General features: G+C 70.7%; 20 protein-coding genes and 2 tRNA genes. 16 read left to right on the top strand and 6 right to left on the bottom strand.

The window, feature by feature from the left end:
• Nucleotides 1-10 precede the first annotated feature (10 nt).
• From K4S16_RS28000 to K4S16_RS27960, 9 genes are all read left to right on the top strand, one after another.
• Nucleotides 11-313, top strand: a complete 303-nt coding sequence (locus K4S16_RS28000; protein ID WP_149262004.1) for an NIPSNAP family protein — start codon at nt 11-13, stop codon at nt 311-313.
• Nucleotides 310-1,809, top strand: coding sequence for an aldehyde dehydrogenase family protein (locus K4S16_RS27995; protein ID WP_160161057.1), 1,500 nt, complete (start codon nt 310-312; stop codon nt 1,807-1,809). The genes K4S16_RS28000 and K4S16_RS27995 overlap by 4 nt, the downstream gene beginning before the upstream one ends.
• Complete coding sequence (locus K4S16_RS27990; RefSeq protein ID WP_149262002.1) at nt 1,806-2,138, top strand: Dabb family protein; 333 nt, start codon at nt 1,806-1,808, stop codon at nt 2,136-2,138. The genes K4S16_RS27995 and K4S16_RS27990 overlap by 4 nt, the downstream gene beginning before the upstream one ends.
• Nucleotides 2,135-3,001, top strand: a complete 867-nt coding sequence (locus tag K4S16_RS27985) for an NAD(P)-dependent oxidoreductase (protein ID WP_149262001.1) — start codon at nt 2,135-2,137, stop codon at nt 2,999-3,001. The genes K4S16_RS27990 and K4S16_RS27985 overlap by 4 nt, the downstream gene beginning before the upstream one ends.
• Entirely contained in the window at nt 2,998-3,906 is a 909-nt protein-coding gene (locus tag K4S16_RS27980) for an alpha/beta fold hydrolase (RefSeq protein WP_149262000.1), read from the top strand. The genes K4S16_RS27985 and K4S16_RS27980 overlap by 4 nt, the downstream gene beginning before the upstream one ends.
• Nucleotides 3,903-4,388 carry a VOC family protein gene (locus K4S16_RS27975; protein WP_149261999.1) on the top strand — a complete coding sequence of 162 codons (486 nt, stop codon included), beginning with the start codon at nt 3,903-3,905 and terminating at the stop codon, nt 4,386-4,388. The genes K4S16_RS27980 and K4S16_RS27975 overlap by 4 nt, the downstream gene beginning before the upstream one ends.
• Nucleotides 4,372-5,616: an amidohydrolase family protein gene (locus K4S16_RS27970; protein ID WP_149261998.1), complete on the top strand. Its 1,245-nt coding sequence runs from the start codon at nt 4,372-4,374 to the stop codon at nt 5,614-5,616. The genes K4S16_RS27975 and K4S16_RS27970 overlap by 17 nt, the downstream gene beginning before the upstream one ends.
• Before the next feature lie 270 nt (nt 5,617-5,886).
• On the top strand, nt 5,887-7,872 hold the full coding sequence (locus K4S16_RS27965) for a DNA translocase FtsK (protein WP_149261997.1): 1,986 nt from the start codon (nt 5,887-5,889) through the stop codon (nt 7,870-7,872).
• Between the two features lie 49 nt (nt 7,873-7,921).
• Complete coding sequence (locus tag K4S16_RS27960; protein ID WP_149261996.1) at nt 7,922-8,467, top strand: hypothetical protein; 546 nt, start codon at nt 7,922-7,924, stop codon at nt 8,465-8,467.
• 710 nt (nt 8,468-9,177) lie between these two features.
• Here K4S16_RS27960 and K4S16_RS27955 read toward each other — a convergent pair.
• From K4S16_RS27955 to K4S16_RS27945, 4 genes are all read right to left on the bottom strand, one after another.
• Nucleotides 9,178-9,588, bottom strand: coding sequence for a DUF4304 domain-containing protein (locus tag K4S16_RS27955; RefSeq protein ID WP_160161056.1), 411 nt, complete (start codon nt 9,586-9,588; stop codon nt 9,178-9,180).
• A 153-nt stretch (nt 9,589-9,741) separates the two neighbouring features.
• Nucleotides 9,742-9,906 carry a hypothetical protein gene (locus K4S16_RS44515; RefSeq protein ID WP_160161055.1) on the bottom strand — a complete coding sequence of 55 codons (165 nt, stop codon included), beginning with the start codon at nt 9,904-9,906 and terminating at the stop codon, nt 9,742-9,744.
• 897 nt (nt 9,907-10,803) lie between these two features.
• Nucleotides 10,804-10,877, bottom strand: a tRNA-Phe gene (locus tag K4S16_RS27950).
• 20 nt (nt 10,878-10,897) lie between these two features.
• A tRNA-Asp gene (locus K4S16_RS27945) sits at nt 10,898-10,975 on the bottom strand.
• A 271-nt stretch (nt 10,976-11,246) separates the two neighbouring features.
• On the opposite strand from K4S16_RS27945, the gene K4S16_RS27940 reads away from it, so the two are divergent.
• The 3 genes from K4S16_RS27940 (at nt 11,247) to K4S16_RS27930 (ending at nt 15,518) form a co-directional block, all read left to right on the top strand.
• Nucleotides 11,247-12,665: an amino acid permease gene (locus tag K4S16_RS27940; protein WP_200842161.1), complete on the top strand. Its 1,419-nt coding sequence runs from the start codon at nt 11,247-11,249 to the stop codon at nt 12,663-12,665.
• An 87-nt stretch (nt 12,666-12,752) separates the two neighbouring features.
• Entirely contained in the window at nt 12,753-14,459 is a 1,707-nt protein-coding gene (locus tag K4S16_RS27935; protein WP_149261994.1) for an adenylate/guanylate cyclase domain-containing protein, read from the top strand.
• Between the two features lie 117 nt (nt 14,460-14,576).
• On the top strand, nt 14,577-15,518 hold the full coding sequence (locus K4S16_RS27930; protein ID WP_200842160.1) for a glycerophosphodiester phosphodiesterase family protein: 942 nt from the start codon (nt 14,577-14,579) through the stop codon (nt 15,516-15,518).
• Here the strand turns inward: K4S16_RS27930 and K4S16_RS27925 are convergent, their stop codons facing one another.
• Complete coding sequence (locus tag K4S16_RS27925) at nt 15,519-16,400, bottom strand: LysR family transcriptional regulator (protein ID WP_149261993.1); 882 nt, start codon at nt 16,398-16,400, stop codon at nt 15,519-15,521.
• Between the two features lie 192 nt (nt 16,401-16,592).
• Between K4S16_RS27925 and K4S16_RS27920 the strand changes: the two genes are divergently transcribed.
• Nucleotides 16,593-17,939, top strand: coding sequence for a HAMP domain-containing sensor histidine kinase (locus K4S16_RS27920; protein ID WP_149261992.1), 1,347 nt, complete (start codon nt 16,593-16,595; stop codon nt 17,937-17,939).
• Nucleotides 17,940-18,064: 125 nt separating this feature from the next.
• On the opposite strand, the gene K4S16_RS27915 is transcribed toward K4S16_RS27920, so the two are convergent.
• Nucleotides 18,065-19,519 carry a cyclic nucleotide-binding domain-containing protein gene (locus tag K4S16_RS27915; protein ID WP_149261991.1) on the bottom strand — a complete coding sequence of 485 codons (1,455 nt, stop codon included), beginning with the start codon at nt 19,517-19,519 and terminating at the stop codon, nt 18,065-18,067.
• Between the two features lie 907 nt (nt 19,520-20,426).
• Here K4S16_RS27915 and K4S16_RS27910 point away from each other — a divergent pair.
• The 3 genes from K4S16_RS27910 to K4S16_RS27900 all read left to right on the top strand — a co-directional run bounded on the left by K4S16_RS27910 (nt 20,427) and on the right by K4S16_RS27900 (nt 23,557).
• Nucleotides 20,427-21,299 carry a helix-turn-helix transcriptional regulator gene (locus tag K4S16_RS27910; protein ID WP_149261990.1) on the top strand — a complete coding sequence of 291 codons (873 nt, stop codon included), beginning with the start codon at nt 20,427-20,429 and terminating at the stop codon, nt 21,297-21,299.
• A 255-nt stretch (nt 21,300-21,554) separates the two neighbouring features.
• The gene (locus K4S16_RS27905) at nt 21,555-21,767 is read left to right on the top strand and encodes a DUF397 domain-containing protein (RefSeq protein WP_149261989.1); all 213 of its coding nucleotides are present in this window, start codon (nt 21,555-21,557) and stop codon (nt 21,765-21,767) included.
• A 284-nt stretch (nt 21,768-22,051) separates the two neighbouring features.
• The gene (locus tag K4S16_RS27900) at nt 22,052-23,557 is read left to right on the top strand and encodes an alpha/beta hydrolase (protein ID WP_149261988.1); all 1,506 of its coding nucleotides are present in this window, start codon (nt 22,052-22,054) and stop codon (nt 23,555-23,557) included.
• Nucleotides 23,558-23,574 lie beyond the last annotated feature (17 nt).

Below are 23,574 nucleotides of genomic sequence, written 5' to 3'. Positions count from 1 at the left end.
GGAGGCCCACATGATCGCAGAACTGCGCTACTACACCATCACGCCAGGCCACACCGAGGCGCTGCTCGACCAGTTCGTCGGCACCAGCCTCCCCCTGTTCGACAAGCACGGCATCACCGCGCACGGCCCCTGGCTGCGGCGGTTGACCAAGGGAGAGCAACTCGTCTACGTCCTGGAGTTCGCCGACGAGCACGACCGCGAGACCCGCTGGACGGCGTTCCGCGAGGATCCCGAATGGCAGGCGGTCGTCGAGGCCGGCCGGGGCCAAGTCCCGCACATCGCGGGCAGCGAGATCGTGGAGCTGAGCCGATGAGCTCCCGTGACACCGCCGTCCGCGTCCACGGCCACCACATCGCCGGGGAGCGGGTCGACGGCCCGCTCCTGGAGCGACGCGCCCCGGCCTCGAACAGGGTCGTGGCCCGCTACGCGGCCGGCACGGCGGACGACGTGGACGCCGCGGCCTGCGCCGCCGCCCGGGCGTTCGCATCCACGGAATGGCGGCGCACCCCCGCGATGGCCCGCGCCGCGCTCCTGGAGAACCTGGCCGCACTTCTGGCACACGACGCCGACCGGCTCGCCGCCCTCGACTCCGAGGAGGTCGGGAAGCCGCTGGCGTTCGCGCGCGGCGACATCGAACTCGGCATCGCGCACGTCCGGCAGGCCGCGGCGCTCGCCCGCACGTCCAAGGGCGAGGCCTACACCGGCCTGGCGCCCGCGTACACCGCGCTCGCGACCCGGGAACCGGTGGGGGTCGCCGCGCTGATCATCCCGTGGAACTTCCCGGCGCTCGTCCTCCTGCAGAAGCTCCCCTACGCCCTGGCCGCCGGATGCACCGTGGTGGTCAAGCCGTCGGAGTTCACCTCCGGCAGCGCGCTGGAGATCGCCGCCCGCTGCGAGGACGCGGGCTTCCCGCCCGGTGTGGTGAACGTGGTCACCGGCACGGGGCCCGGCGCCGGGCTCCCCATGGTGACCCACCCCCTGGTCTCCTACGTCTCGTTCACCGGATCCACGCGGGTCGGCCGGGAGGTGATGCGCGCGGCCGCCGACTCTCTCACCCGGGTCGGGCTGGAACTGGGCGGCAAGACCGGCAACGTGGTCTTCGCCGACGCCGACCTGGAAGCCGCGGCCGACGGCATCGTCTTCGCCGCCTTCGCCAACCAGGGGGAGTCGTGCGTCGCCAGCTCGCGGCTGCTCGTGGACGAGACCGTGGCCGACGATTTCACCGCCGCCGTCGCCGCCCGCGCGTCCGCGCTGCGGGTGGGGATGCCCGACGACCCCCGGACCGACATCGGGGCGCTCATCCACCACGAGCACCGGGACCGGGTCCACGCGGCCGTGCTCGCCGGGGTCGACTCCGGCGGGAAGGTCCTGACCGGGGGGAGTCCACCCGACGACCCCGAACTGGCGGAGGGCGCCTTCTACCAGCCGACCGTGATCGCCTCCGTGGACCGCGAGTCGCCGGTGTTCCAGAAGGAGATCTTCGGGCCCGTCCTGTCGGTGACGACGTTCGGCACCGACCGAGAGGCCGTCGACCTGACGAACGCCACCGAGTACGGCCTCGCCCAGTCCCTGTGGACCAGGGACCTCGACCGCGCCTTCGCGGTTAGCGGCGAGCTGCAGGCCGGCACCGTCTGGGTGAACACCGCCAGCGACGGGTCACCGGCGCTGGCGTTCGGCGGCGTGAAGGCGTCCGGCTTTGGACGCGAGGGTGGCGAGGAGGGGATGCGGGAGTTCACTGAGTACAAGACGGTGCAGTTCCGCAGCGAACCCCGTGTGAGCCCGTTCGCCAGAGAAGAGTCGGCCCGATGAGCCTCGTCCACATCGTGCTCGTCAGGCCCCGGGACGGACAGGAGTCACGGGCAGACGACCTCACCTCCCGGCTCGCCGCGCTCGCCGCCGAACTGGGCGCCGGCGACGTCTACGCCGGTCCCGACGTGAGCATCGAGCCGTTCGGCGGCGGCTACACGACCGGGCTCGCCATCGCCTTCCCCGGCGAGCGCGCCCGCGACGCCTACCTTCGAAACCCCCGGCACGCCGAGTTGGCCCGCGAACTGCCCGCGGCGGCCGATTCGGTGCTGGTCGTCGACCTGCCGGCGGCCGCCACCGGCCTCGCATCCCAGGGAGCGCAGCGGACATGACGGAGAGCATCGGCTTCATCGGCCTTGGCGCGATGGGCCTCGGAATGGCCGGCAACCTCGTCAAGGGCGGCCACGAAGTACACGGATACGATCCCTCACCGGAACGCCGCGAGAAGGCCGCCGAGGCGGGCATCCGGCTGGTGGACTCCCCCCGCGAGGCGGCCAGGGCGTCCTCTGGCGTGATCCTCTCCGTGGTGCGGGACGCCGCGCAGACCCGCGAGGTCCTGCTCGGCGAGCATGGCGTCGCCCGGGAGGGCCGCCCGCTCACCGTCGTCGTGGCCAGCACCCTCGACCCATCCACGATGCGCGCGCTGGCGGCCGAACTCGGCGGACACGGCGTGACCGCCGTCGACGCGACCATGTCCGGGGGACCCTGGGGCGCCGAGGCGGGCGCACTGACGCTGATGGTGTCGGCCGCACCCGAGGTGTTCGGGCGGCTTCGCCCCCTCCTGGACCTCATGGGCCGCAACATCTTCCATGTCGGTGAGGAGGTGGGCACTGCCCAGGCGGCCAAGCTCGCCGTGCAGCTCACCTTCGGCGTCAACATGATGGGCGTGTACGAGGCGATCCGGCTGGCCGACGAGTTCGGCGTTGGTGAAGACCAGTTGATGGAGATGCTCTCGGTCAGCGTGGGCGGCAGTTGGGTCGTGGACAACTGGCGGCGTGTCAAGCCCTGGTGGGAGCACTACGTGCCCGGCGAGGACCTCGACATCCTCCTGAAGGACATGCGGTCGGTGCAGCGGGAAGCGGACAGTGGCGACTTCCCCATGCCCGTCACCGCGCTGGCGTTCCAGCTCATGCGGCATGTGTGGCCGGCATGGGCCGCGCTCAAGGCCGCCCGGGCGGGGGAGGCGCCGGAATGACCACCGTGACGACCCCCGACGGCACTCGCCTGGCGGTCGAGGTGGAAGGGGCCGGTCCGCCCCTGCTCTTCCTGCACGAGGTGGCCGGTGACCTGCACGACTGGCGAGCGCAGGTGGCGCATTTCGCCGACCGGTACACCTGCGTCCGTTACAACGCTCGCGGCTACCCGCCGTCCGACGTCCCAGTCGGCTCGGACAGCTACGGGCAGCACATCGCCGTCCAGGACGCGATCGCCGTCCTGGACGGGCTGGCCTTCGACGCCGCCCACGTCGTAGGGCTCTCGATGGGCGGCTTCTGTGCCGTCCACCTGATGCTGCAGCACCCGGAACGCTGCCTCAGCGCGACGGTGGCCGGGGCGGGGTACGGCTCGGCGCCGCACCAGCGGGCCGGGTTCACCGAAGAGGCGCGCACGGCCGCCCGCATGTTCCGGGAGGACGTGCGGGCCGCCGCGAACGCCTACCAGAACGGCCCCACGCGCGTGCAGTACCGGCTCAAGGACCCCGACGGATGGCGGTCGTTCGGCGAACGGCTCGCCGGACGGGACCCGATCGGCATGTCGCTGACGTTCTCCCAGGTTCTCGCCGAACGTCCCTCGCTTTACGACCTGCGCGACCGCCTGGCGGTGGTGCGGACCCCCGTCCTGCTGGTCGTCGGCGACGAGGACGACGGCTGCCTCGACGTCAAGGTCATGCTCAAACGGACCATCCCCGGGGCCGCCCTGGCGGTGCTGCCGCGTACCGGCCACACCCTCAACCTCGAAGAGCCCGCGGCGTTCAACGCGGTGCTCGACGACTTCTTGGAGAAGGTCACCCACGGCCGCTGGGCGTCCAGGGATCCCGCCACCCTCGGCCGCGGTCTTGTCGGCATGACACCCGAACGGCTCGAAGCGAAGGAGTTGCCATGACCACCGAAAGAGACGACGCCCCCGCCGTCCGGCAACTGCGCCTCGTCATCGAGGCGGAGGACTACGGGGCCGCCGTCGCCTTCTTCCGCGACGCGCTCGGCCTGCCCGAGCAGGCCGCGTTCTCGGGCGAGGGCGACGCCCGGGTAGTGATCCTCGACGCCGGCCGGGCCACGCTTGAGATCGCCAACCCGGCGCAGAAGCGGCTCATCGACGAGGTGGAGGTGGGCCGGCAGGTCGCGCCGAAGTTCAGGGTCGCGTTCGAGGTCGGCGACACCCGCTCGGTCAACGAACGACTGCTGGACGCGGGCGCCGAACCCGTCGCCCCGCCCACCGTCACGCCCTGGCAGTCGCTCAATGCCCGCCTGGATGCGCCCGGCGGCGTGCAGATCACCCTGTTCGAGGAGCTGACGACCCTGGAGGAGCGCAGCGCACTGGACGGGTTCGGCACCGAGCAGGGACAGCCCGATGCCACGGGAACCTGAACCACTGCTGATCCGCGGCGCCCGCCTGCTCGACTCGACCACCCCGGTCGACGTCCACCTGGCGGGCGGGCGGATCGCCGCGATCGGCGACCTCCCGGCCCCGCCGACCGTGAAAATCATCGACGCTGAGGGCGGGCTTCTGGCGCCCGCCTTCGTCGAACCTCATTTCCACATGGACAAGGCGCTCACGCACCCGAACCTGCCCCCGAGCGCCCATGACCATCCCCTGGACGCCGCGCTCGAGCGCACCCGGCACGTCAAAGCCCGCTACACCCCCGAGGAACTGAAGGACCGCGCTACCACCGCGATCCGGCTCGCCGTCGGCCATGGCGTGGGAACGTTGCGCGCCCATGTCGACGTCGACCCGGTGGGCGGACTGTCGGCCCTCGGCGTCATGGCCGACCTGCGGGACCGGCACCGCCACCTGATCGACATCCAGCTCGTGGCGTTCCCCCAGGAGAGCATCGTCCGCGACCCCGGAGCCCTGCGGCTCCTCCGCGAAGCCCTGGCCTCGGGCGCCGACGTACTCGGCGGGGCCCCCGACGTAGAGGAGCCGCAAGACCGGCTCCGGCACCTCGACCTGCTCGTCGAACTGGCAGCGGAGACCGGCGTGGACCTCGACGTCCACTGCGACTACAGCTACGACCCCGCCCAGCGCGACCTGGAGGAACTCGCGCGCAGAACCATCGGCGCCGGCCTCACCGGCCGCGTCCGAGCCGGCCACTGCTGCGCCCTGGACGCCTACGACGAAACGACCGCCAACGAGGTCGTCGAAGCAGTACTCGCCGCCGGGATCGCCGTCTGCGTCTGCCCGATGGGCAACCTGCTGCTGGTCGGGGACGCCCCATGCCCGCCAGGCAGGGGAGTGGCCCGTCTCAGGTCGCTGCTCGCCCGGGGCGTCACCGTCGCCGCGGGAAGCGACAACATGAACGACATGTGGTTCCCGTTCGGCCGCCTCGATCCGGCGGAAGTCGCCATGGTGACCGCCATTGCCGCCCGCATGTGGTCGGACCGGCAGCTCAGGCAGGTTTTCGACATGGTGACGGTGAACGCGGCGCACTATGTCGGCGCACCGGCCGAAGGCATCCATGTGGGAGCCGTGGCGGACCTTGTGCTGTTCTCGGCCACTCGGCTCACCGACGTGCTCCGCAACGCCCCCGGCCGCCGTACCACCATCAAGCGGGGCCACGTGGTGGGCGGCACCGACTCGTCCGTCTGGACGGCCTGAACGCACGCAGGACTGATCATCGCGGATCCCGGACGCCTCCCCTTCCAAATACTCGGTACTTCTCCCGTGCCATGCCGCATAGGGCCGGATCGCCAAGGCTTGACCGTTGCTCGGCTCTGTAGGAGTCGCCCTGGTACAGCCGGTGAAATGTCCTAGGCTTGGTGGGAGCCGTGCGGCTGGGGCGGTGGACGGCGTGAGGGCGGGATTGTGCAGCCGGGACTGGAATTGGCGGGCCGGTATCGCCTGGAGGCATTGCTGGGTCGCGGCGGTATGGGTGAGGTGTGGCGCGGGCTCGACTTGCTATTGGAGCGTCCTGTCGCGTTGAAGGTTCTGCTGCCCAACTGGCGCGATGAGATCGAAATGGTCCAGGCGATGGGCCGGTTCCGCCGCGAGGGCCGGGCCGCCGCCCGCCTGTCCCACCCGTCCATCGCCGCGGTCTTCGATGTCGGTGAGGACCGCGGGCACCCGTTCCTTGTGCTGGAGTTGCTGGCCGGACAGGACCTGCGCAAGATTCTGGAACAGCGACCCGGCGGCCTGCCCATCGAGCAGATAATGGATTATGGGGCCCAGGTGGCCGAAGCGCTGGCGGCCGCGCACGCGGCCGGTGTGGTGCATCGCGATATCAAGCCGGCCAATCTGATGCTGCTGCCCGGAGGGCAGGTGAAGATATGCGACTTCGGCATCGCCAGACTCCAGGGCGCCACGGCGGGACTGTCGGCGGCAGGCGTCCGAATGGGCACCTTCGCCTACATGGCCCCCGAGCAGGCTGCCGGCAAGCCCCTGGACGGGCGGGCCGACCTTTACGCCCTCGGCTGCACTCTGTTCCACATGCTCACCGGTCGGCACGTCTTCCCCGGCGACGATCTGCAGGCCGTCGTCGCCCAGCACCTGGCCAGACCCGCCCCTTCCCCCTGCGCGCTGCGCCCCGACACCCCCACCGATCTCGACGCGCTCATCCTGGCCTTGCTCGCCAAAGACCCCCAGGATCGGCCTGCGGACGCCGCCGCCGTAGCCCGCGAACTGAAGCGCATCGGGCGCCTGTCATCGCCGGTCAACGCTCAGTACGTGCTGCCCGACCCGTCGACGCTGCGGCCGGGCAGCGTGTCCAAGCCGCGCACGAAGGCCAACGACACGGTGGTGAACGCGCTCACCGGCGTGCTGGAGCAGTTCGACATCGACGCGCAGGTCACCGGGTTCACCCGCGGCCCGACGATCACCCGGTACGAGATCGAGCTCGGCCCGGCGGTGAAGGTCGAGAAGGTCACCGCGCTGACCAAGAACATCGCCTACGCGGTGAAGAGCGCCGACGTGCGCATCATCTCCCCGATCCCCGGCAAGTCCGCGATCGGCGTGGAGATCCCCAACACCGACAAGGACATCGTCAGCCTCGGCGACGTGCTGCGCTCGCCCGCCGCGACCAACGAGCACCACCCGATGATCGTCGGGCTCGGCAAGGACGTCGAGGGCCGCACGGTCGTGGCGAACCTGGCGAAGATGCCGCACATCCTCATCGCGGGCGCCACCGGGGCCGGCAAGTCGACGTGCATCAACGGCCTGATCACCTCGATCCTGATGCGCGCCACCCCCGACGAGGTGCGGATGATCCTGGTCGACCCCAAGCGGGTCGAGCTGACGATGTACCAGGGCATCCCGCATCTGATCACGCCGATCATCACCAACCCCAAGAAGGCCGCCGAGGCCCTCGACTGGGTCGTGGGGGAGATGGACCGCCGCTACGACGACCTGGCCGCGTCGGGGTACCGGCACATCGACGACTTCAACAAGGCGGTGAAGGCGGGCAAGCTCACCGCGCCGCCCGGCAGCGAACGCGTCTACACCCCGTACCCGTACATGCTGGTGATCGTGGACGAGCTGGCCGACCTGATGATGGTCGCGCCGCGCGACGTGGAGGACTCGGTCGTCCGCATCACCCAGCTGGCCCGCGCCGCCGGCATCCACCTCGTCCTGGCGACGCAGCGCCCGTCGGTCGACGTCGTCACCGGGCTCATCAACGCCAACGTGCCCTCGCGGCTGGCGTTCGCGACCTCCTCGCTGTCCGACAGCCGCGTCATCCTCGACCAGCCGGGCGCGGAGAAGCTCGTCGGCCAGGGCGACGCGCTGTTCCTGCCGATGGGCGCGAGCAAGCCCATGCGCATCCAGAACGCGTACGTGTCGGAGAAGGAGATCCACGGCGTCGTCGACCACTGCAAGAGGCAGACGACGGCGAACCACTACGGACGTGCACAGCACGGCTGAGCCCAGTCGTAGCGGCTACGCTGCGGCCATGTCGGCAAGAGAGGACCAGGTGTTCGATGCGGTCGTCCGGCGGATCGCTGCGGGCGGCTATATCGACGAGGTGCCACCCGGCCGATCGGCGCCGCTGCGACCGGCACCGCCCTCCGCGGTCGCGGAGGCCGAGGAACTCGCCGGCCGACCGCTGCCATCGCTGCTGCGTCGGCTCTACCTGGAGGTCGGCAACGGCGGTTTCGGTCCGGGGTACGGGCTCCTCGGTCTCAGGGACGGGCACCGAGCCGGCGGCCTGAACGCGCTGACGGGGATCAAGGGGGGTGTCCTCACCCTGTGTGACTGGGGTTGCGGAATCAGCAGCGTGCTCGACCTCACTGACGATCAGGTGTGGGGCTCCGACCCGAACCCGGCGCCGGACGGTGTGCCATGCGCGTTCCCGCAGCACATGACCATCGTTGACTGGTTCTCCAAGTGGACGGAGGGCACGCTCTACCAGCCGTGGCTGGTCCAAGACCCGACGAACGGGGAGTGGCGCGGCGCGACCGACGCCGAGTACGCAGAAATGCTCGAGGACGCGTTCGACCCCAACGGCTCTCCGGCCTGACAAGAGAGCTCCGCCCCCGCCGCCGAGAAGGGCATCCCCGTCTTCACCGACGAGAACTCACCAAGCTCAGCGATGGTCAATTGCGCCAAAGCATGTCGCCGCCAACACCGATTGACCGACATCCGTGAGAGAACCAGACCCCGTCCACTCGCACAGCGAACGAGCAGACGCCGGACGAACCGGCGACTGAGCCTCCACCCCGCGTATACCTCGTCGCCCGAGGCCAGACGGCACTCGCCGCGCGCTCCGCCCAAGGCACCCCGCCAATGTAAATCCTGGCTCACATCGGTGGCCGACCGTCTGCGTCTTGATGTCGTGCGCGGCGGCCAAACACAACGCTCCGGAGCGCGTGGCTCCGGGGCGTCTCTGCTGCTCGCAAGTGTGGGCAGGGGCGGGGTCGAACCGCCGACCTTCCGCTTTTCAGCTTTAGCTACACCCCTGGCGCGCCAGCATCGACTGAGGCTGACTGGCTGCCACTGTGCTGGGGATGGCGCCTGCTGTTGCTGTCAGTCTCAGCCCGTCTTGATGAAGGTCACGCGCTGCGCGGGCAGGTTCGGGCGGGCCTGGTAGCCGGTATCCAGCCAGACGGCTTGAGTGTGCTTCGGGTCAGTGCCCCACCAGGCTGGATGATCGTAGGCGCTGCGGGCAACGTCGTGTTGATCACCGTGGCCACTTCTGTGAACGCCATCTCGATGCGCTCGCGAGCAGTCTCAGGGTGTGGTCTGCCGGCGAATCGCCGGTAGCACGTGATCCCGCACTCCTGCGATCACCTCGCGAGCAACGGCCTCTGTCGGCTCCCCGTCCTTGAGTTGCCACCAGACGTCTCGTGGTTTCGGTGGCAGTAAATGGCCGATCCGGTGCTGCCACAGCACGTTGGGCGCGTAGTAGCGATTGGGGTTCGGTTGTTCGGGAAGGTGCGACCTCTGTTCACGCCGCTGATCCCAGTCGGCCTTCGAGAACGCAAGCACGTTGATCGTGAACGAGATCACGTCAGGAGCCGCCCAATAGGAGCGTTGAAAACCGATCATTGCCCAGTGGTCGGGAACGTCCAAGCGGTAGGTCTGGCCGGACCCCTTGAACCCCATCTCTCGGAGGGCCGGAGCAATCTGGTTCTTGAGCATCTCCCTAAAGCTGGCCTGCACTCGGGCTTTTGCGTCCACCATCAGGCTCCGGTTGTCGTTGCTGCGATGCCAATGGACGGATGACTCTCGGACCACACCAAGTCACGGACGGGCATTCGCACGGTCGCCATCCCCGATGCGATCAGGCCCCACCTAGTCGCACACCTGACCAAGTACACCAAGAAAGATGACGATGCCCTCGTCTTCACTACGGGCTTCTCTGTAGCCGTAATGACTCAGGAACTTCTCGCGGCCACGTTCCTGATACTCAGTAAATGCCTTAAGAACGGCTTCACACGTGATCTCTGTGAGCGCCATGGAGCAGAGCGTACGCCCAATCGGAGACGTTCGTCGCTGGCTTGAGTCCGCCACGGTCGGCAACCTGAAGCATCCGCCAGGTCGGTGCGCGTGCTGCCTGGCCATGCAGCGCGGACGGCCTGCGCCGGGGGATGCGCGTGACTGCATACCTGCACGTCGGACCTATCTTTACCCTATCTGGGGACAGCCCACGAGCGTCCAGGCATAATACTTCTCGAAGCTCTACCGGGAGGTACCCCACCCCGCTGCCTGGCATGGCGGGGTCGTCTCCCCTGGACGTCGTCCAGGACAACCGAATAGCAAGACTGCACGCCCTTGGGCGCGCTCATGCACGCATTGCGGAAGACGCCTGGCCAGGCAGGCACGGCCTTGAAACCCTCATAAGAGGTCGCTGCTTCCGTCTCTGCGCTGCACGGGTGCGTCTTTTTGTGTGCCTGGAAGCTGTCTGTATGCCTGGAAGGAGGTGAATTGATGGGATGGCCCGAGGAAGTTGGGCGGGCGGCCCGGCTGGCTGTCGAGATGGCCCTCGGTAGCTGGTCCGGGCTCGCCCGCCTGTGCGCCTTGCTGCTCTCGGCAGCGGTGGCAGGCGCGGTGTTCCTAGCCGTTCTCGACACAGTGCGCGCCCTCGTAAGCGGCTAGCGTGGCGAGAGAGGAACATTCCCACTGTACGCGCCGGCCCTCTGCTCGGCCGAAGGTTCGTCGAGCGAGGGCCGGTGCGGCTCCCTCTGGGGGCATCTCAGCGTGTCCGGCGTCCGCTCGTGCGGGGCAGCGCTTCGGCGCGTATTCGGCACAGACGCTCGCCGAGGGCCGGTGACGGTCGGACACAGCCGGACGGACGAGAGAAGCGCCCGGACCTGTTCTTGCAGGTCGGGCGCTTCTTTGTGAAGCTTGATCAGGTGGGCAGGGGCGGGGTCGAACCGCCGACCTTCCGCTTTTCAGGCGGACGCTCGTACCGACTGAGCTACCTGCCCAGGACGCGCGTCGGCGCGTCTGGCGGTCCTGACGGGATTTGAACCCGCGGCCTCCACCTTGACAGGGTGGCGAGCACTCCTAACTGCTCCACAGGACCTTGCTGCTCCGAGCCTAGCGGCTCTGGAGGGGTGTCTTGGCCGGTTTTCCCGGCGCTTGGCGACGTCCGAGAGCATACGCGATGGCCGAGTGCGTCGCCAACTCGATTACCCCGGGCGGGGGAGGGGACGAACGGGGCAGGGAGATACCGGGCGGGCAGGTGTGTTTCGTGTTTGTGCTTGGGGCTCCTACTCTGTCCGGGTTACGCAACCGTGCGTGATCGGAGGGTGGCGCCGCTTCCCCTGTGGGGACGGCTGTAGAGAGGAGGCCGCGTGGTCGCGAAGCTCCCAAACGACCAGAGCGCGGAGGACTACCAACGCGGGCTTGGCACCCGCCAGATCCAGATGCTGGCCATCGGCGGGACGATCGGCACCGGGCTGTTCCTGGGCGCCGGAGAGAACATCGCCAAGGCCGGGCCGAGCCTGATCCTGACGTACGCCGTGGCGGGGCTGGCCCTGTTCTTCGTCATGCGGGCGCTCGGCGAGCTGTTGACGTACCGGCGGACGGAGGGCGGGTTCGCCGGGTATGCCCGGGAGTTCCTCGGGCCGTTCTGGGGCTACGCCACGACCTGGACGTACTGGATCATCTGGGTGACGACCGGGATGGCGGAGCTGACCGCGGCCGGCAAGTACATCCAGAAGTGGTGGCCGGGCGTCGAGCAGTGGCAGACGGCGCTGGTCGCGCTGGTGGTGCTGTTCGTGGTGAACCTGATCTCGGTGAAGCTCTTCGGCGAGCTGGAGTTCTGGTTCGCGATGATCAAGGTCGCGGCGATCGTGATGATGATCCTGGTGGGGCTCGGGGTGCTGGTCTTCGGGTTCAGCGACGCCGGGGACACCGCGCGGGTCGGGAACCTGTGGGACCACGGGGGCGTGTTCCCCGAAGGGGCCGGGGCCACGATCATGACGCTGCAGATGGTGATGTTCGCCTACCTGGGCGTCGAGCTGGTGGGCGTGACGGCGAGCGAGGCCAAGGACCCGGAGAAGAACATCCCGCGGGCGATCAACGCGCTGCCGCTGCGGTTCGCGCTGTTCTACCTGGGGTCGCTCCTGGTGATCCTCGCGGTGGTGCCCTGGACGGCGTTCAAGGGCGGGGCCAGCCCGTTCGTGCTGGCGTTCGACCGGATCGGGATTCCGGGCGGCGGGGACATCGTCAACTTCGTGGTGCTGACGGCGGCGCTGTCGTCCTGCAACGCGGGCGGGCTCTACTCGACGTCCCGGATGCTGCGGACGGCCGGCGTCAACGGGGACGGCCCGAAGGTGCTCGGACGGCTCAACGGGCGTGGTGTGCCCGTGCTGACCGTCGTCATCTCCGCGCTGGTCATGGGCATCGGCGTGGTCGTCAACGCGGTCGTGCCGGACAAGGCGTTCGAGTACATCACGTCCGTCTCCACCGGTGGGGCCCTGCTGGTGTGGACGGTCATCCTGCTCGCGCACATGGCCTACAGGCGGCGGGCGGCGGCCGGTGAGCTGCCGGAGGCGTCGTACCGGATGCCGTGGGCGCCGTACACGAACTGGGCCGTGCTGGCGTTCTTCGCGTTCGTCACGGTGACGATCGCCTGGGAGGCCGACACGCGGATCGCGCTGTACGTGATGGGCGCGTGGGCGGCGCTGGTCGTGGTCGGCTGGCCGTTCGTCCGGCGCAGCTCCCAGGAGGCGCGGGTTCCGGTGGCCGTGGCCGAGGAGAGCGTCTGAGGGAGGGGCGTCCCGGCGGTCGGCCCGCCGGGACGCCCTCCGCCGTGGGATGATCCCCCTGGCGGTTCCTTCCCTCCGGAGGCGCGCGTGACCAGCAGGCTCGAGATCCGGGTGCGGTGGGTCCTGCTGTTCGTCGTGGGCGTCGCGAACGCCGTCGGCGCGCTGGTGGTGCTGTTGTTCGCGACGTTCGTCGTCCCCGATCCGCCGCTGGACGACCGCGACTACGTGCACCTGGTCAACGCGGTCGCGTTCTTCAGCTACCCGGTCATCGCGGCTCCGGCGGCGCTGCTGTGCGGGTTGTGGCTGTGGCGCCCGGTGGTCACGTTCGTCCGGGACGGGGGCGAGCCCGACCGGCGGCAGCGCCGGGCCGTGCTGCTCGGGCCGCTGCGGCTGACGCTGCTCGTCGGAGCGCTGTGGGCGGTCGGCGCGCTCGGCTGGGCGGCGCTCGACCTGATCCTGTTCACCGGGCGGCTCGCGGTGAAGACGGGCCTGACGTGCCTGCTCGGCGCGGGCACGACCTGCACGATCGTCTACCTGCTGTCGGAGCGGCTGCTGCGGCCGGCGGCGGCGCTGGTGCTGGGCGCGGAGCGGCCGAAGCGGCTCCGGCTGCCCGGGGTGACGACGCGGGTGATGCTCGCCTGGGCGCTCGGGACGGCGATCCCGGTGTTCGGGCTGATCTGCGTCGCGATCGCGGCGCTGGCCTCGCCCGACATCAACGTCGCCCAGCTCGCGATCACGATCCTCGGGCTCGGCGGCGCCGCGCTGCTCGCCGGGGTCTGCGTGATCTACATGGCGACGCGGGCGATCGCCGATCCGATCAAGGCGGTGCGCAGCGGGATGGCGCAGGTCGAGCGGGGCGATCTCGGCGCCGAGGTGGCCGTGTACGACGCGAGCGAGGTCGGGCAGCTGCAGGCCGGGTTCAACCACATGGTCGCCGGGCTCCGCGAGATCGAGTGGCTGCGCGACCTGTTCGGGCGGCACGTCGGCGAGGAGGTCGCCGACCTGGCGCTGGAGCGCGGCGTCGTCACGCTCGGCGGCGAGACGCGCGAGGTGGCCGTGCTGTTCGTCGACCTGACGGGGTCCACGAGGCTGGCCGACACGCGCAGCCCGGACGAGGTGGTCGGGCTGCTCAACAAGTTCTTCGGCGTCGTGGTGTCGGTGGTGGCGAAGCACGGCGGCTGGATCAACAAGTTCGAGGGGGACGCGGCGCTGGCGATCTTCGGGGCGCCGACGCAGCTGGAGGACTCGGCCGGCGGCGCGCTCGGCGCGGCCCGGGAGCTGGCGGTGCGGCTGCGCGCCGAGGTGCCGATGCTGGACGCGGGGATCGGCGTGTCCGCCGGCCCGGTCGTCGCCGGGTACATCGGCGCCGAGGAGCGGTTCGAGTACACGGTGATCGGCGATCCGGTGAACGAGGCGGCCCGGCTCAGCGACCTCGCGAAGGACGAGGAGGGGCGGGTCCTCGCCTCGGCGACCGTCCTCGACCTGGCGCACCTCGCCGAGTCGGACGAGTGGGACGTCGGACGGTCGGTGACGCTGCGCGGCCGGAGCCGTCCCACCCGGCTGGGCATGCCCCGCCACCCGGCTCCTCCCGCGGTGCCCGCGCCGCGGCCAGTGCCGAGGGCGGAGCGGACCAGGTTCCCGCGCCCGCTGAGGCGCAGCAGGAGGCTGCTGTTCGGCGCGCTGGTCCTGGCGAAGGCGGCCAGGAGCGCGCGTGCCGCGGAGGCGGACGAAAGGGACGGCACCGACGAGTCCGGAGGCCGTTCGGGCGGATCGGCCGTGTCTGACTCGTCCTGACGGGACCGGATGCGTATCGTCACCATCGATACACAGTCTGCTACCAATCCGTCACCCCGGTGTCACCGGACGGTCCGAGGGTTGGGGCGGACAGCCCCGGCTCCCGAGAGGTGACTGATGCACCGGCGGAATCGTCTCGCGCTCATCGCCGTCCTGGCCACCGCGGCCGTCGCCGTCCCGGCGGCGCCCGCCGCCGCCCGGCCAGGCCCCGACCCGTTCCTGTCCCCGCCGGGCGCCCCGGAACCGCGCCCGCGCACCGCGACGGCCCCGGATCCGGACGCCGACGTCGTGGACGTCGCGCACCGCGGCGCGTCCGCGTACGCGCCGGAGAACACGCTCTCGGCGTTCAGGCTCGCCAAGGCCAAGGGCGCCGACATGTTCGAGCTGGACGTCCAGGAGACCGAAGACCACCAGCTCGTGATCATGCACGACACCACGCTCGCCCGGACGACGAACGCGGAGGACCTCTACCCGGAGCGCAGGCCCTGGCGGGTCGCCGACTTCACCCTCGCCGAGATCGGGAGGCTGGACGCCGGCGGCTGGTTCGCGAAGCGGTACGCGGGCGAACGCGTCCCGACGCTCGGCCGGGTGCTGGCCGCGATGCGCGGCAGCGGCCTCGGGCTGCTCCTGGAGATCAAGAGCCCCGCGCTCTACCCGGGCATCGAGCGGCGCATCGCGGCGGAGCTGAGGAGGCACCCGTCCTGGCTCCGGTACGACCCGCACGAGCGGCACCTCGTCGTCCAGTCGTTCGACTGGGGGTCGGTGCGGCGGTTCCACGCCGTCCTGCCGAGGGTGCCGACCGGCCTGCTCGGTACCCCGGACGTCGACGACCTGCCGGACCTCGCAGAGTACGCGGACCAGGTCAACCCGCCCTTCGGCGGCCTGACCGAGTCCTACGTCGACGAGGTGCAGGACTCGGGGATGGACGTCCTCACCTGGACGATCGACGACCCCCGCGACATGGAGCGGGCCGTCGACCTCGGCGTGGACGGGATCATCACCGACAGGCCGGACGTCCTGCGCGGCGTCCTGGACGACTCCGACGAGCGGGCGGCCTGATCAGGCGGGCGTCCGGCGCGCGCGGGCGATCAGCGCCCGCGCCGCCGGGCCGCGCGGCCCCTCGGCGCGCCAGGCCAGGGCGATCCGGCCGGTGAGCCGCGGGCGGACGACCGGCAGCGCGTGCAGGTCGTCCGGGCGGCCGCGCGCCGCCGACTCGGGCAGCACGGCGACGCCGAGGCCGTGCGCGGCGATCTCCGCCAGCACGGGCGGCTCGCCCGCCTCGAACGCGATGCGCGGGCGGAACCCGGCGTCCGCGAACGCCTCGTCCAGGACGGCCCGCAGCCCGGTGCCCTTCGGCAGGCAGATCAGGTTCTCCTCGGCGAGGGCCCGCAGGGTGACCGTCGACCTGCGGGAGAGCGGGTGGCCGCGGCCGACGGCGGCGAAGAGGTCCTGCTCGATCACGACCTGCGTCGCGATGCCCTCGGGCGGTTCGGCGCCGATGCTGAGGAAGGCCAGGTCGATCCGTCCGGTGCGAAGCCCCTCGGTCAGCCTGGCGGTGTCCTCCTGGACGACCGTGATCTCGACGTTCGGATGGTCGCGGTGGAAGCCGGCCAGCATGCCGGGGAGGTCCAGCGACCGGATCCAGTCGATCGTGCCGATCGTGACGTGCCCGCGGAGCAGGCCCGTCAGCTCGTCCACCGACAGGCGGGCGCCTTCCACCGCCGCGAGCGCCGCCCGCGCGTAGGGCAGGACGGCCGCGCCGACCTCGGTCAGCCGGACGGTCCGCCCGGAGCGGTCGAGCAGCGGCTGGCCGAGCTCCCGCTCCAGCTGCCGGATCTGGGCGCTCACGCCCGGCTGGGCGACGTGCAACCGGGCCGCGGCCCTCGTGAAGCTGGCCTCCTCCGTAACCGCCACGAAGTACTCAAGTTGGCGCAGCTCCATAACCGAGCATTCTAGTCCGCAGGCCCATCAGCGCTCTGGCTTCTTCCTGACCGGTCGGTTCGGCAACCATTTCTTTGGCCTGTCTTGTATGCGTCACTGCTGTTCAGAGGACTGATTTCGGCGTGTGCGGTGATTACCTCACCTGCGGGAGGTCGGGTGAGCGGACGGCGCACATGGTCCATACGGGTGCGGATGACCGTTATTGCCGGGACGGTCACCGCGATCATCTGCGCCATCGCGACGACGCTGATCCTCGTGGCGGCGCGGGGATCGGAGAGCGACTCGTCCCGCGGCGAGGCGACCGCGGCCGCGTTCCGGCTGTCGTACGTCCTGCGGCGCGAGTCGGCGCCCGCCCGGCTGGACGCGGGGGAGGGCGTCATCCTCCAGGTCCTGGACGAGAACCGGTCGGTGATCGCGGGGACGCCGGGACGGGTGCCGGCGGGCCGCCCGCTCGCCGACTTCGTCCCGTCCGCGACGCGCGTGTACTCCACCCGGAGGGTGTGCGCGCCGGTGCGGCGCCACCGATGCCTCTGGGTGATCGGCTTCCGCGTCTTCAAGCCGGGGGGCGACTGGCTGATCTACGCGGCGGTCCCGATCGTCCCCTGGTACGTGCACCCCGGTCTGATCATGTTCCTGGCCAGCGTCTCGCTGCTGGTGATCCTGCTGGGGTGCCTGCGGGCCTGGGCGACGGTGGACCACACCCTCGCGCCGGTGGAGGCGATCCGGGCCGAGCTGGCGGAGATCACCGCGCAGCAGTCGGGCCGCCGGGTGACGGTTCCGGAGTCGCGGGACGAGATCAGGCGGCTCGCGGAGGCCGCGAACGCGACCCTGGACCGGCTGGACAGTGCCCTCGAACGGCAGCGCACCTTCACCTCCGACGCGTCCCACGACCTGCGCAGCCCCATCGCGGCCGCGCGCGCCCAGATCGAGGAGGCCCTGCTCTACCCCGACGACGTCGACTGGCCGCAGACCGCGCGGGGCGTCTTGCAGACCCTGGAGCGGCTCCAGGCGATCGTGACGGACCTGCTGCAGCTCGCCCGGCTGGACGCCGCCGCCTGGCAGGAGGTCGAGACGGTCGACCTCGGCGCGCTGGTCACCATCGAGCTGGCGCGCTCGGAGCGGACGAAGCGGATCGTCCCGCATCTCCAGGAGGGCGTGACGGTGTGCGGCGACCGGCTGAGGCTCGTCCGGCTCCTGACGAACCTGCTGGACAACGCGGAGCGGCACGCGGAGTCGCGCGTCGACGTCACGGTCTCGCGGGAGGACGACATCGCCGTGCTGGAGGTCATGGACGACGGCGCGGGCATCGCGGAGAAGGACCGGGACCTCGTGTTCCAGCGCTTCGCCCGCCTGGAGGCCAGCAAGGCCCGCGACCCGGCGGGCTCGGGCCTCGGCCTGCCGATCGCCCGGGAGATCGCGCGGCTGCACGGCGGCACCCTCACCATCGAGGACAGCGAGCGCGGCGCCCGGTTCGTCCTGCGGATACCGCGGCACCACGACGGCCGGCCGGTCGACCAGCCGCAGCCGCGGCGGGGGTGAAAGCGGAGAACCCCGCGGCGACGGTGCGCGCGGGGTCGTGGCGGCCTGGACGGCCGGGGAGGCGGGACGGCCTGGTGCGGCCCGCGCGGGGGGGCGGGCCGAGTGGGCCGGCGGCCGGTCGGACGTCAGAAGGCGGGGAGGGCGGGCAGGCCGCGCAGGTGGATCCAGCCTTCGAGGTCCGACTCCTTCACCCGGCAGGTGATCCGCTCGTACTCGGCGGCGGTCACCTGGCCGGGGCTCGGGACGATCACGGAGTCGTAGACGAACCGGGACGCGATGACGCCTAGGTCGGCCCCGGTCGCGGCGAGCCGCTCCTTCAGCGGGCCGGCGTCGAGGAGCCGGGCCGCCGTGATGATGGACGAGCCGGACACGCCGGGCGGATCGGGCATCACGGGGCCGACGTTCACCGCGACCCTGAGCTGGACGCGGACGGCCCCGCTCGCCCGGTGGTTGTGGCCGCGCAGCCGCCGGCCGAGCGACACCATCATGGGGTCGACCACGGTCGCCGTGGGCACCTGCGGCGGGATGACGATGAGCGCGCCGTCGCCCCGGTCCTCGACGTGGCAGGCGTGCCAGGGGACGCCGGACTCCTCGAACGCTTCGCGGAGGGCCCGGTACATGGCGCGGCGCACGTCGATCCGGTCGACGTCGTTGCGGGCGGGCGAGCTGAACCCGGCCACGTCGGTGTAGACGATGGTGCAGTTCTGGCCGGCCCAGGACGGGCCGTCGTCGTCCGGGAGGACCATGGGCTGCGTCGGCCGATCCCAGGACGTCTCGACGGCCGCCTCCAGGGACCGGACCTGCCGCCGGGAACGGGCGGGCACGGTGCGGGCCGGCACGGTCGGGGGCGCCGTCGGGGTCGCGGACGCCCCGTTGACCACGGCCGTGGGCTCCACCATGCGGGCCTCGCCGCCGCCCCAGGGCTCGTGCGCGGCGCTCGGGGCGGCCACCGCGAACGGCCCCGCCATCGCGTACGGGTAGTTCGGGACCACCGGGATCTGCGCCGTGGCGTAAGGCTGCGGTGAGCCGTACTGCGCGGCGGTGCCGTACGGGTGGCCCGCGCCGGCGGGGTAGTGGACGCGCTGCGGCGGCCGGCCCGGACCCTGCTCGGTCATCCGGTTGTACATCTCGCGCTCGAGAACGGCGACCACGTGCGGGTGGTCGCTCAGGTAGGCGACGAACTCGTGCGTCGTCAGGCACAGGACATGGAGGGGGTCCATGGCGACGACGGTCGCCGAGCGACGGCGCAACTGCAGGGCGGCGCGCTCGCCGATGATGTCGCCGGGCCCGCGGAAGGCGACGAACCGCTCGCGGCCGTCCCGTTCCACGGAGACCCGCACCGTGCCCGACTTGATCACGAAGGTGTGGTCGGCCTCCTGGCCCTCGGTCCACAGCACGGTGCCGGCCGGGTGGACGACCTCCTGCGCCAGGACGAGGAAGGCGGCGCGCTCGATGGTGGTGAGCCCGTTCCAGAACCCGGGCCGCCGAACGTTCTCGGCCGGCCGGACGGGCCGCTGCCGCGGGACGATCTCGGCGGGGACCATCTTGTCCGGGTCGTGGTGGCGGGCGTGCTCGTTCATCGGGCCACCTGCCCGACGTCCGGCCCGGCGGGAGGCGACTCTCCCGCCGGACGCGCGGGGTGGGCGGCGAAGGTGGGGGACGGTACGTGCTGTCTGGACATGTCAGGGACCCCATGCCTCGAATCGCGACTCACGGGTCCGCCGGGCACCGGTCAGGTCCGGTGGGGGCGGTGACCGGAGTCACATCACCTATGGTCCGCACCGCGTGATCGCGGTTAGACTAGATGAGTCCGCAGAGACATTTTGGCAGGTCAGCCCGGATCTTTCTGCGTCTTCGCAGAGGATGCGCGCGGAGCGGCCCGGCTGTCTCGTGCGGCCCAGGGAGTCGCTCTCCGCTCTCCCGCCGGTCGTCATGGCTGCCAAACCGGTGATCGGTGGGAAGCGGCGGGCGACTCTGTCGCCTTCGCTGGCTCTGTTGCCTTCGCTGGCTTCGCTGCTTCGTGCGTCTTTCGTCCGGTGTCGCCTCTCGCGGCGTTCCCGGATGCTGGTCTCCCCTTGCGACCTCCCCGTGTGGCGCGTGCGCCCCTCTCGTTTCCCGGCCCTTTGTCGTTCCCGCCTGCGGCCGGCCCGTCTCCGCCTGCGGTCGGCCCCGGCCGGGATGCGCCTTGGGTCCGGCCGGGTCTTCACCCTGTGTTCAACCTCATCCGCTCCCGGATGTGGCATCGCGTCTCGTTGCATCACGTCGTCTGCTAATCTGCTATGTAGCACATTACAACAGAGTCCGACGGTATGCAGCACTCTGGAAGCTACCCACGCGAGTTTTGGGCGATATGGCGGGGTCTGGTGGGCGGAGCGAAGATCAGATGTCCAAGACATGTAGCGCCGTGTGTGGAAGTGGGATGCCAGGTCCCCGACTGCCATGTAGCATCCAGTTTGGTGGCATGCACTACTCAGAGTGAGCGAACCCATGGCCAGTGACCAGGGCCCGATAGTCCAGAGTGCGTTGCTTCGCACCGAGCTCGTCCGCCTGCGCAAAGAGAAGAAGCTGACGCAGGAGCAGGTGGCGCGGCAGTTGGAGTGGTCCCCGTCCAAGCTCATCCGGGTGGAGGGCGGCAAGAACGCCATCACCCGCACCGACCTCCAGGCGCTGCTCGCCGTATATGACGTCACGTCGGAGGGACGGCAGGAGCGGTTGCAGGCCCTCGCCCGCGGTGCGCGCGAACCCGCCTGGTGGAACGCCTACCGCGGCGAGTTCGACCCCAGCTTTCTCAACTATGTGGGCTACTCCGCGGGCGCCGCGTACATCCGCCAGTTTCACGGGACGGTCGTCCCGGGGCTCATCCAGACGCCGGAATACGCCGAGGTCCTCTCCACCGGCAAGGTGTCCGAGCAGGCCCGGGTGCTGGCCGCGCGGTTGCGCATCCAACGGCAGCAGGAGCTCGCCAAGCGTGAGAACCCGCCCCGTCAGCACTACATCATCGACGAGGCGGTCGTCCGGCGGCACGTCGGCATCAAGAGCGATCCCGCGATCATGCCGGCCCAGCTCAACCACATCGCCGACACGGCCGAGCGCGATGACCTGCTGACGGTCCGGATCATCCCGTTCAAGGCGGGCGCGCACCTCGGGCTGGACGGGCCGTTCAGCCTCCTGGAGTTCGACGGCGACCTCGACGACGTCCTCTGGCTGGAGGCGCGCCCGGGCGCGAGCGTGATGATCACTGGTGAGGACGACCGGATCACCGAGTACCGCGACACCTTCGAGCTGCTGCTGGAGCAGGCGCTGCCGGCCGACCAGTCGATCGCGATGCTGCGGCAGGCCGCCGAGGACCTCATGGCCTGACTCCCGACCGCAACTCGACCCACGTGACGGAGGTGACGGCCGCATCGGACACCGACAAGGCGAGTAGCCCTCATAGCACGCAGGGTGATCTTGTGTTCCCTTGTAGGCGGGATAAGTAGAACCGTTTACACTCGTGATCGGGAAATTTTCCACAAGGTCGTGGTTTGTCGTGCCCTGCTGGTGCTCGCCCGCGGGTGTTCTTGCCCGATCGGTTGGCGAGACGGCACCCGCCGGCAATGGATGGAGGGTTGCTGGATGGTGTACCGGTCGAATCGGGGAGCGGCGCTGAACTGGCGCAAGAGCAGCGCGAGCACCGGCGGTCAGGAATGCGTCGAGGTGGCGGCGGCCGGGCAGGCGGTGCTGGTGCGCGACTCGCGCGACATCTCCGCGGGGTTCCTCGCTCTCGCGCCCGCCCAGTGGAAAGCCCTCCTGGCCGCCATCCGTGACGGGGGACTTGAGCGGCGTTGAGGCACGGAACCCATTTCCGTTGTCAATCTAGTGAATTGTCGAGTATTGCGGAACGTTGCGCGAGTTTACTGGCGATTTTTGACAGGAACCGGAGAAGCGTGGACGAGTGAGCACACACCCTGAGCGAACCCTGATCCGACCCTGAACCGCCCCTGATCACCCTGTTCCGGTGCGGGGACCGCACCTACCTTGATCGTCAGCGGTCCCCGGCCACGGCCGGGCCGGGGACCGTCGCCCGCCTCTGAAGGGGCGGGCTTCTGACGTCCCCCACCGGAAGGTCCTCCATGCTGCGCAGAAACAGGCTCGCCGCCCTGGCCGGGGCCGGGGCCGGGGCCGTGGCGCTGGCAGGCGTCGCGCCCCCCGCCACCGCGTCGCCCGCGCCGCGCTCGCCGTCCGTCCAGGCCGCACCGCGCTCGGCGCCCGCCATCGACTGGCGCGCGTGCGGCGACGACGGCAAGGCGGAGTGCGCGACCCTGCGGCTGCCGATCGACTGGTCCCGCCCGGACGGCCCCGCGTTCGGCCTCGCGATCGCGCGCCGCAAGGCCCTCGACCCCGATGCCCGCGTCGGCACCCTCGTGTTCGGTCCCGGCGGCCCCGGCGACTCCGGAGTCCAGCGCGTCACCAGGATCGAGAGCGGCATCGACCGGTTCAGCGACCAGCTGCGCCGGCGCTTCGACATCGTCAGCTTCGACCCGCGCGGCATCGGCGCCAGCCATCCGGTCACGTGCTCGGCCGACCTCGTCCGCGCCGCGCCCTCGCCGATGATCAAGAGTGCGGCGCAGTTCCGGGCGACCCTCGCCCACAACGCGCGCCTGCGAGCCGACTGCCGCGCCCGAACCGGCCCCCTCTACGACCACGCCGACACGCTCAGCACTGTCCGGGACGTCGACGCGATCCGCGCCGCCTTGGGCGAGTCGAAGCTGACCTTCCACGGCAGCTCGTACGGCACGCTGCTGGGCGAGATGTACGCCGAGACGTTCCCGGGGCGCGTCCGGGCGATGGTGCTGGAGAGCGTCGACGACCACAGCATCCCCGACGCCCGGCGGTTCCTGACCTCCGAACTGGCCGCCGCCCAGGACTCGTTCGACCGGTTCGTCGCGTGGTGCGGGCGCACGCAGGAGTGCGCCCTGCACGGCGAGGACGTCCGCGGCGTATGGCGCGACCTGCGTGCCCGCGCCGCCCGGGGAGAACTGCCCGACCCGTCGACGCCGGGGGCCGCGCTGCCGGAGTTCGGCCTCGTCCTGATGGCCTACAAGCGCTTCTACGGCCCCGACTGGGCGCAGCTCGCGTCCACACTGGCCGCGCTGGACGCGGCCCCGCCGCTCAAGCCGGGCACGCGCACGGCGGCGGCCCCGAAGGCGGGGGAGACCACGACCGACCCCTTCACCGCGCAGTTCTGCTCCGACTGGAGCCTGCCCGTCCGCGACTACGGCGAGTACGCGAAGATCATGCGCCGCACGGAGAAGGTCGCCCCGGACATGACCTTCGCGCGTCCCGTCATGGCGATCTCCGCGTGCCTCGGCTGGCCGCAGCCAGTCCGCAACCCGCAGCACCGCCTGCACGTCGAGGGGAGCGCGCCGATCCTGCTGGCCAACGCCGTCCACGACCCCGCCACGCCCTACGCCTGGGCGAAGACCGTCGAGCGGCAGCTCGGCCCCACAGGCCGCCTGCTCACCTACGAAGGCGCGGGCCACGGCAGCTACAACCGCGGCCCCTGCATGCAGAACACGATCGACGCCTACCTGATCTCCCTCACCCTCCCCCCACGCGGCACGACCTGCCCCGCGTAGCAGCAGTAGGCGTCAGT

It is taken from the genome of Actinomadura sp. K4S16 (genome assembly GCF_008327685.1).
In the GTDB taxonomy this organism is placed as follows: Bacteria; Actinomycetota; Actinomycetes; order Streptosporangiales; family Streptosporangiaceae; genus Spirillospora.
This window is presented reverse-complemented; position numbering and strand designations above follow the sequence as displayed.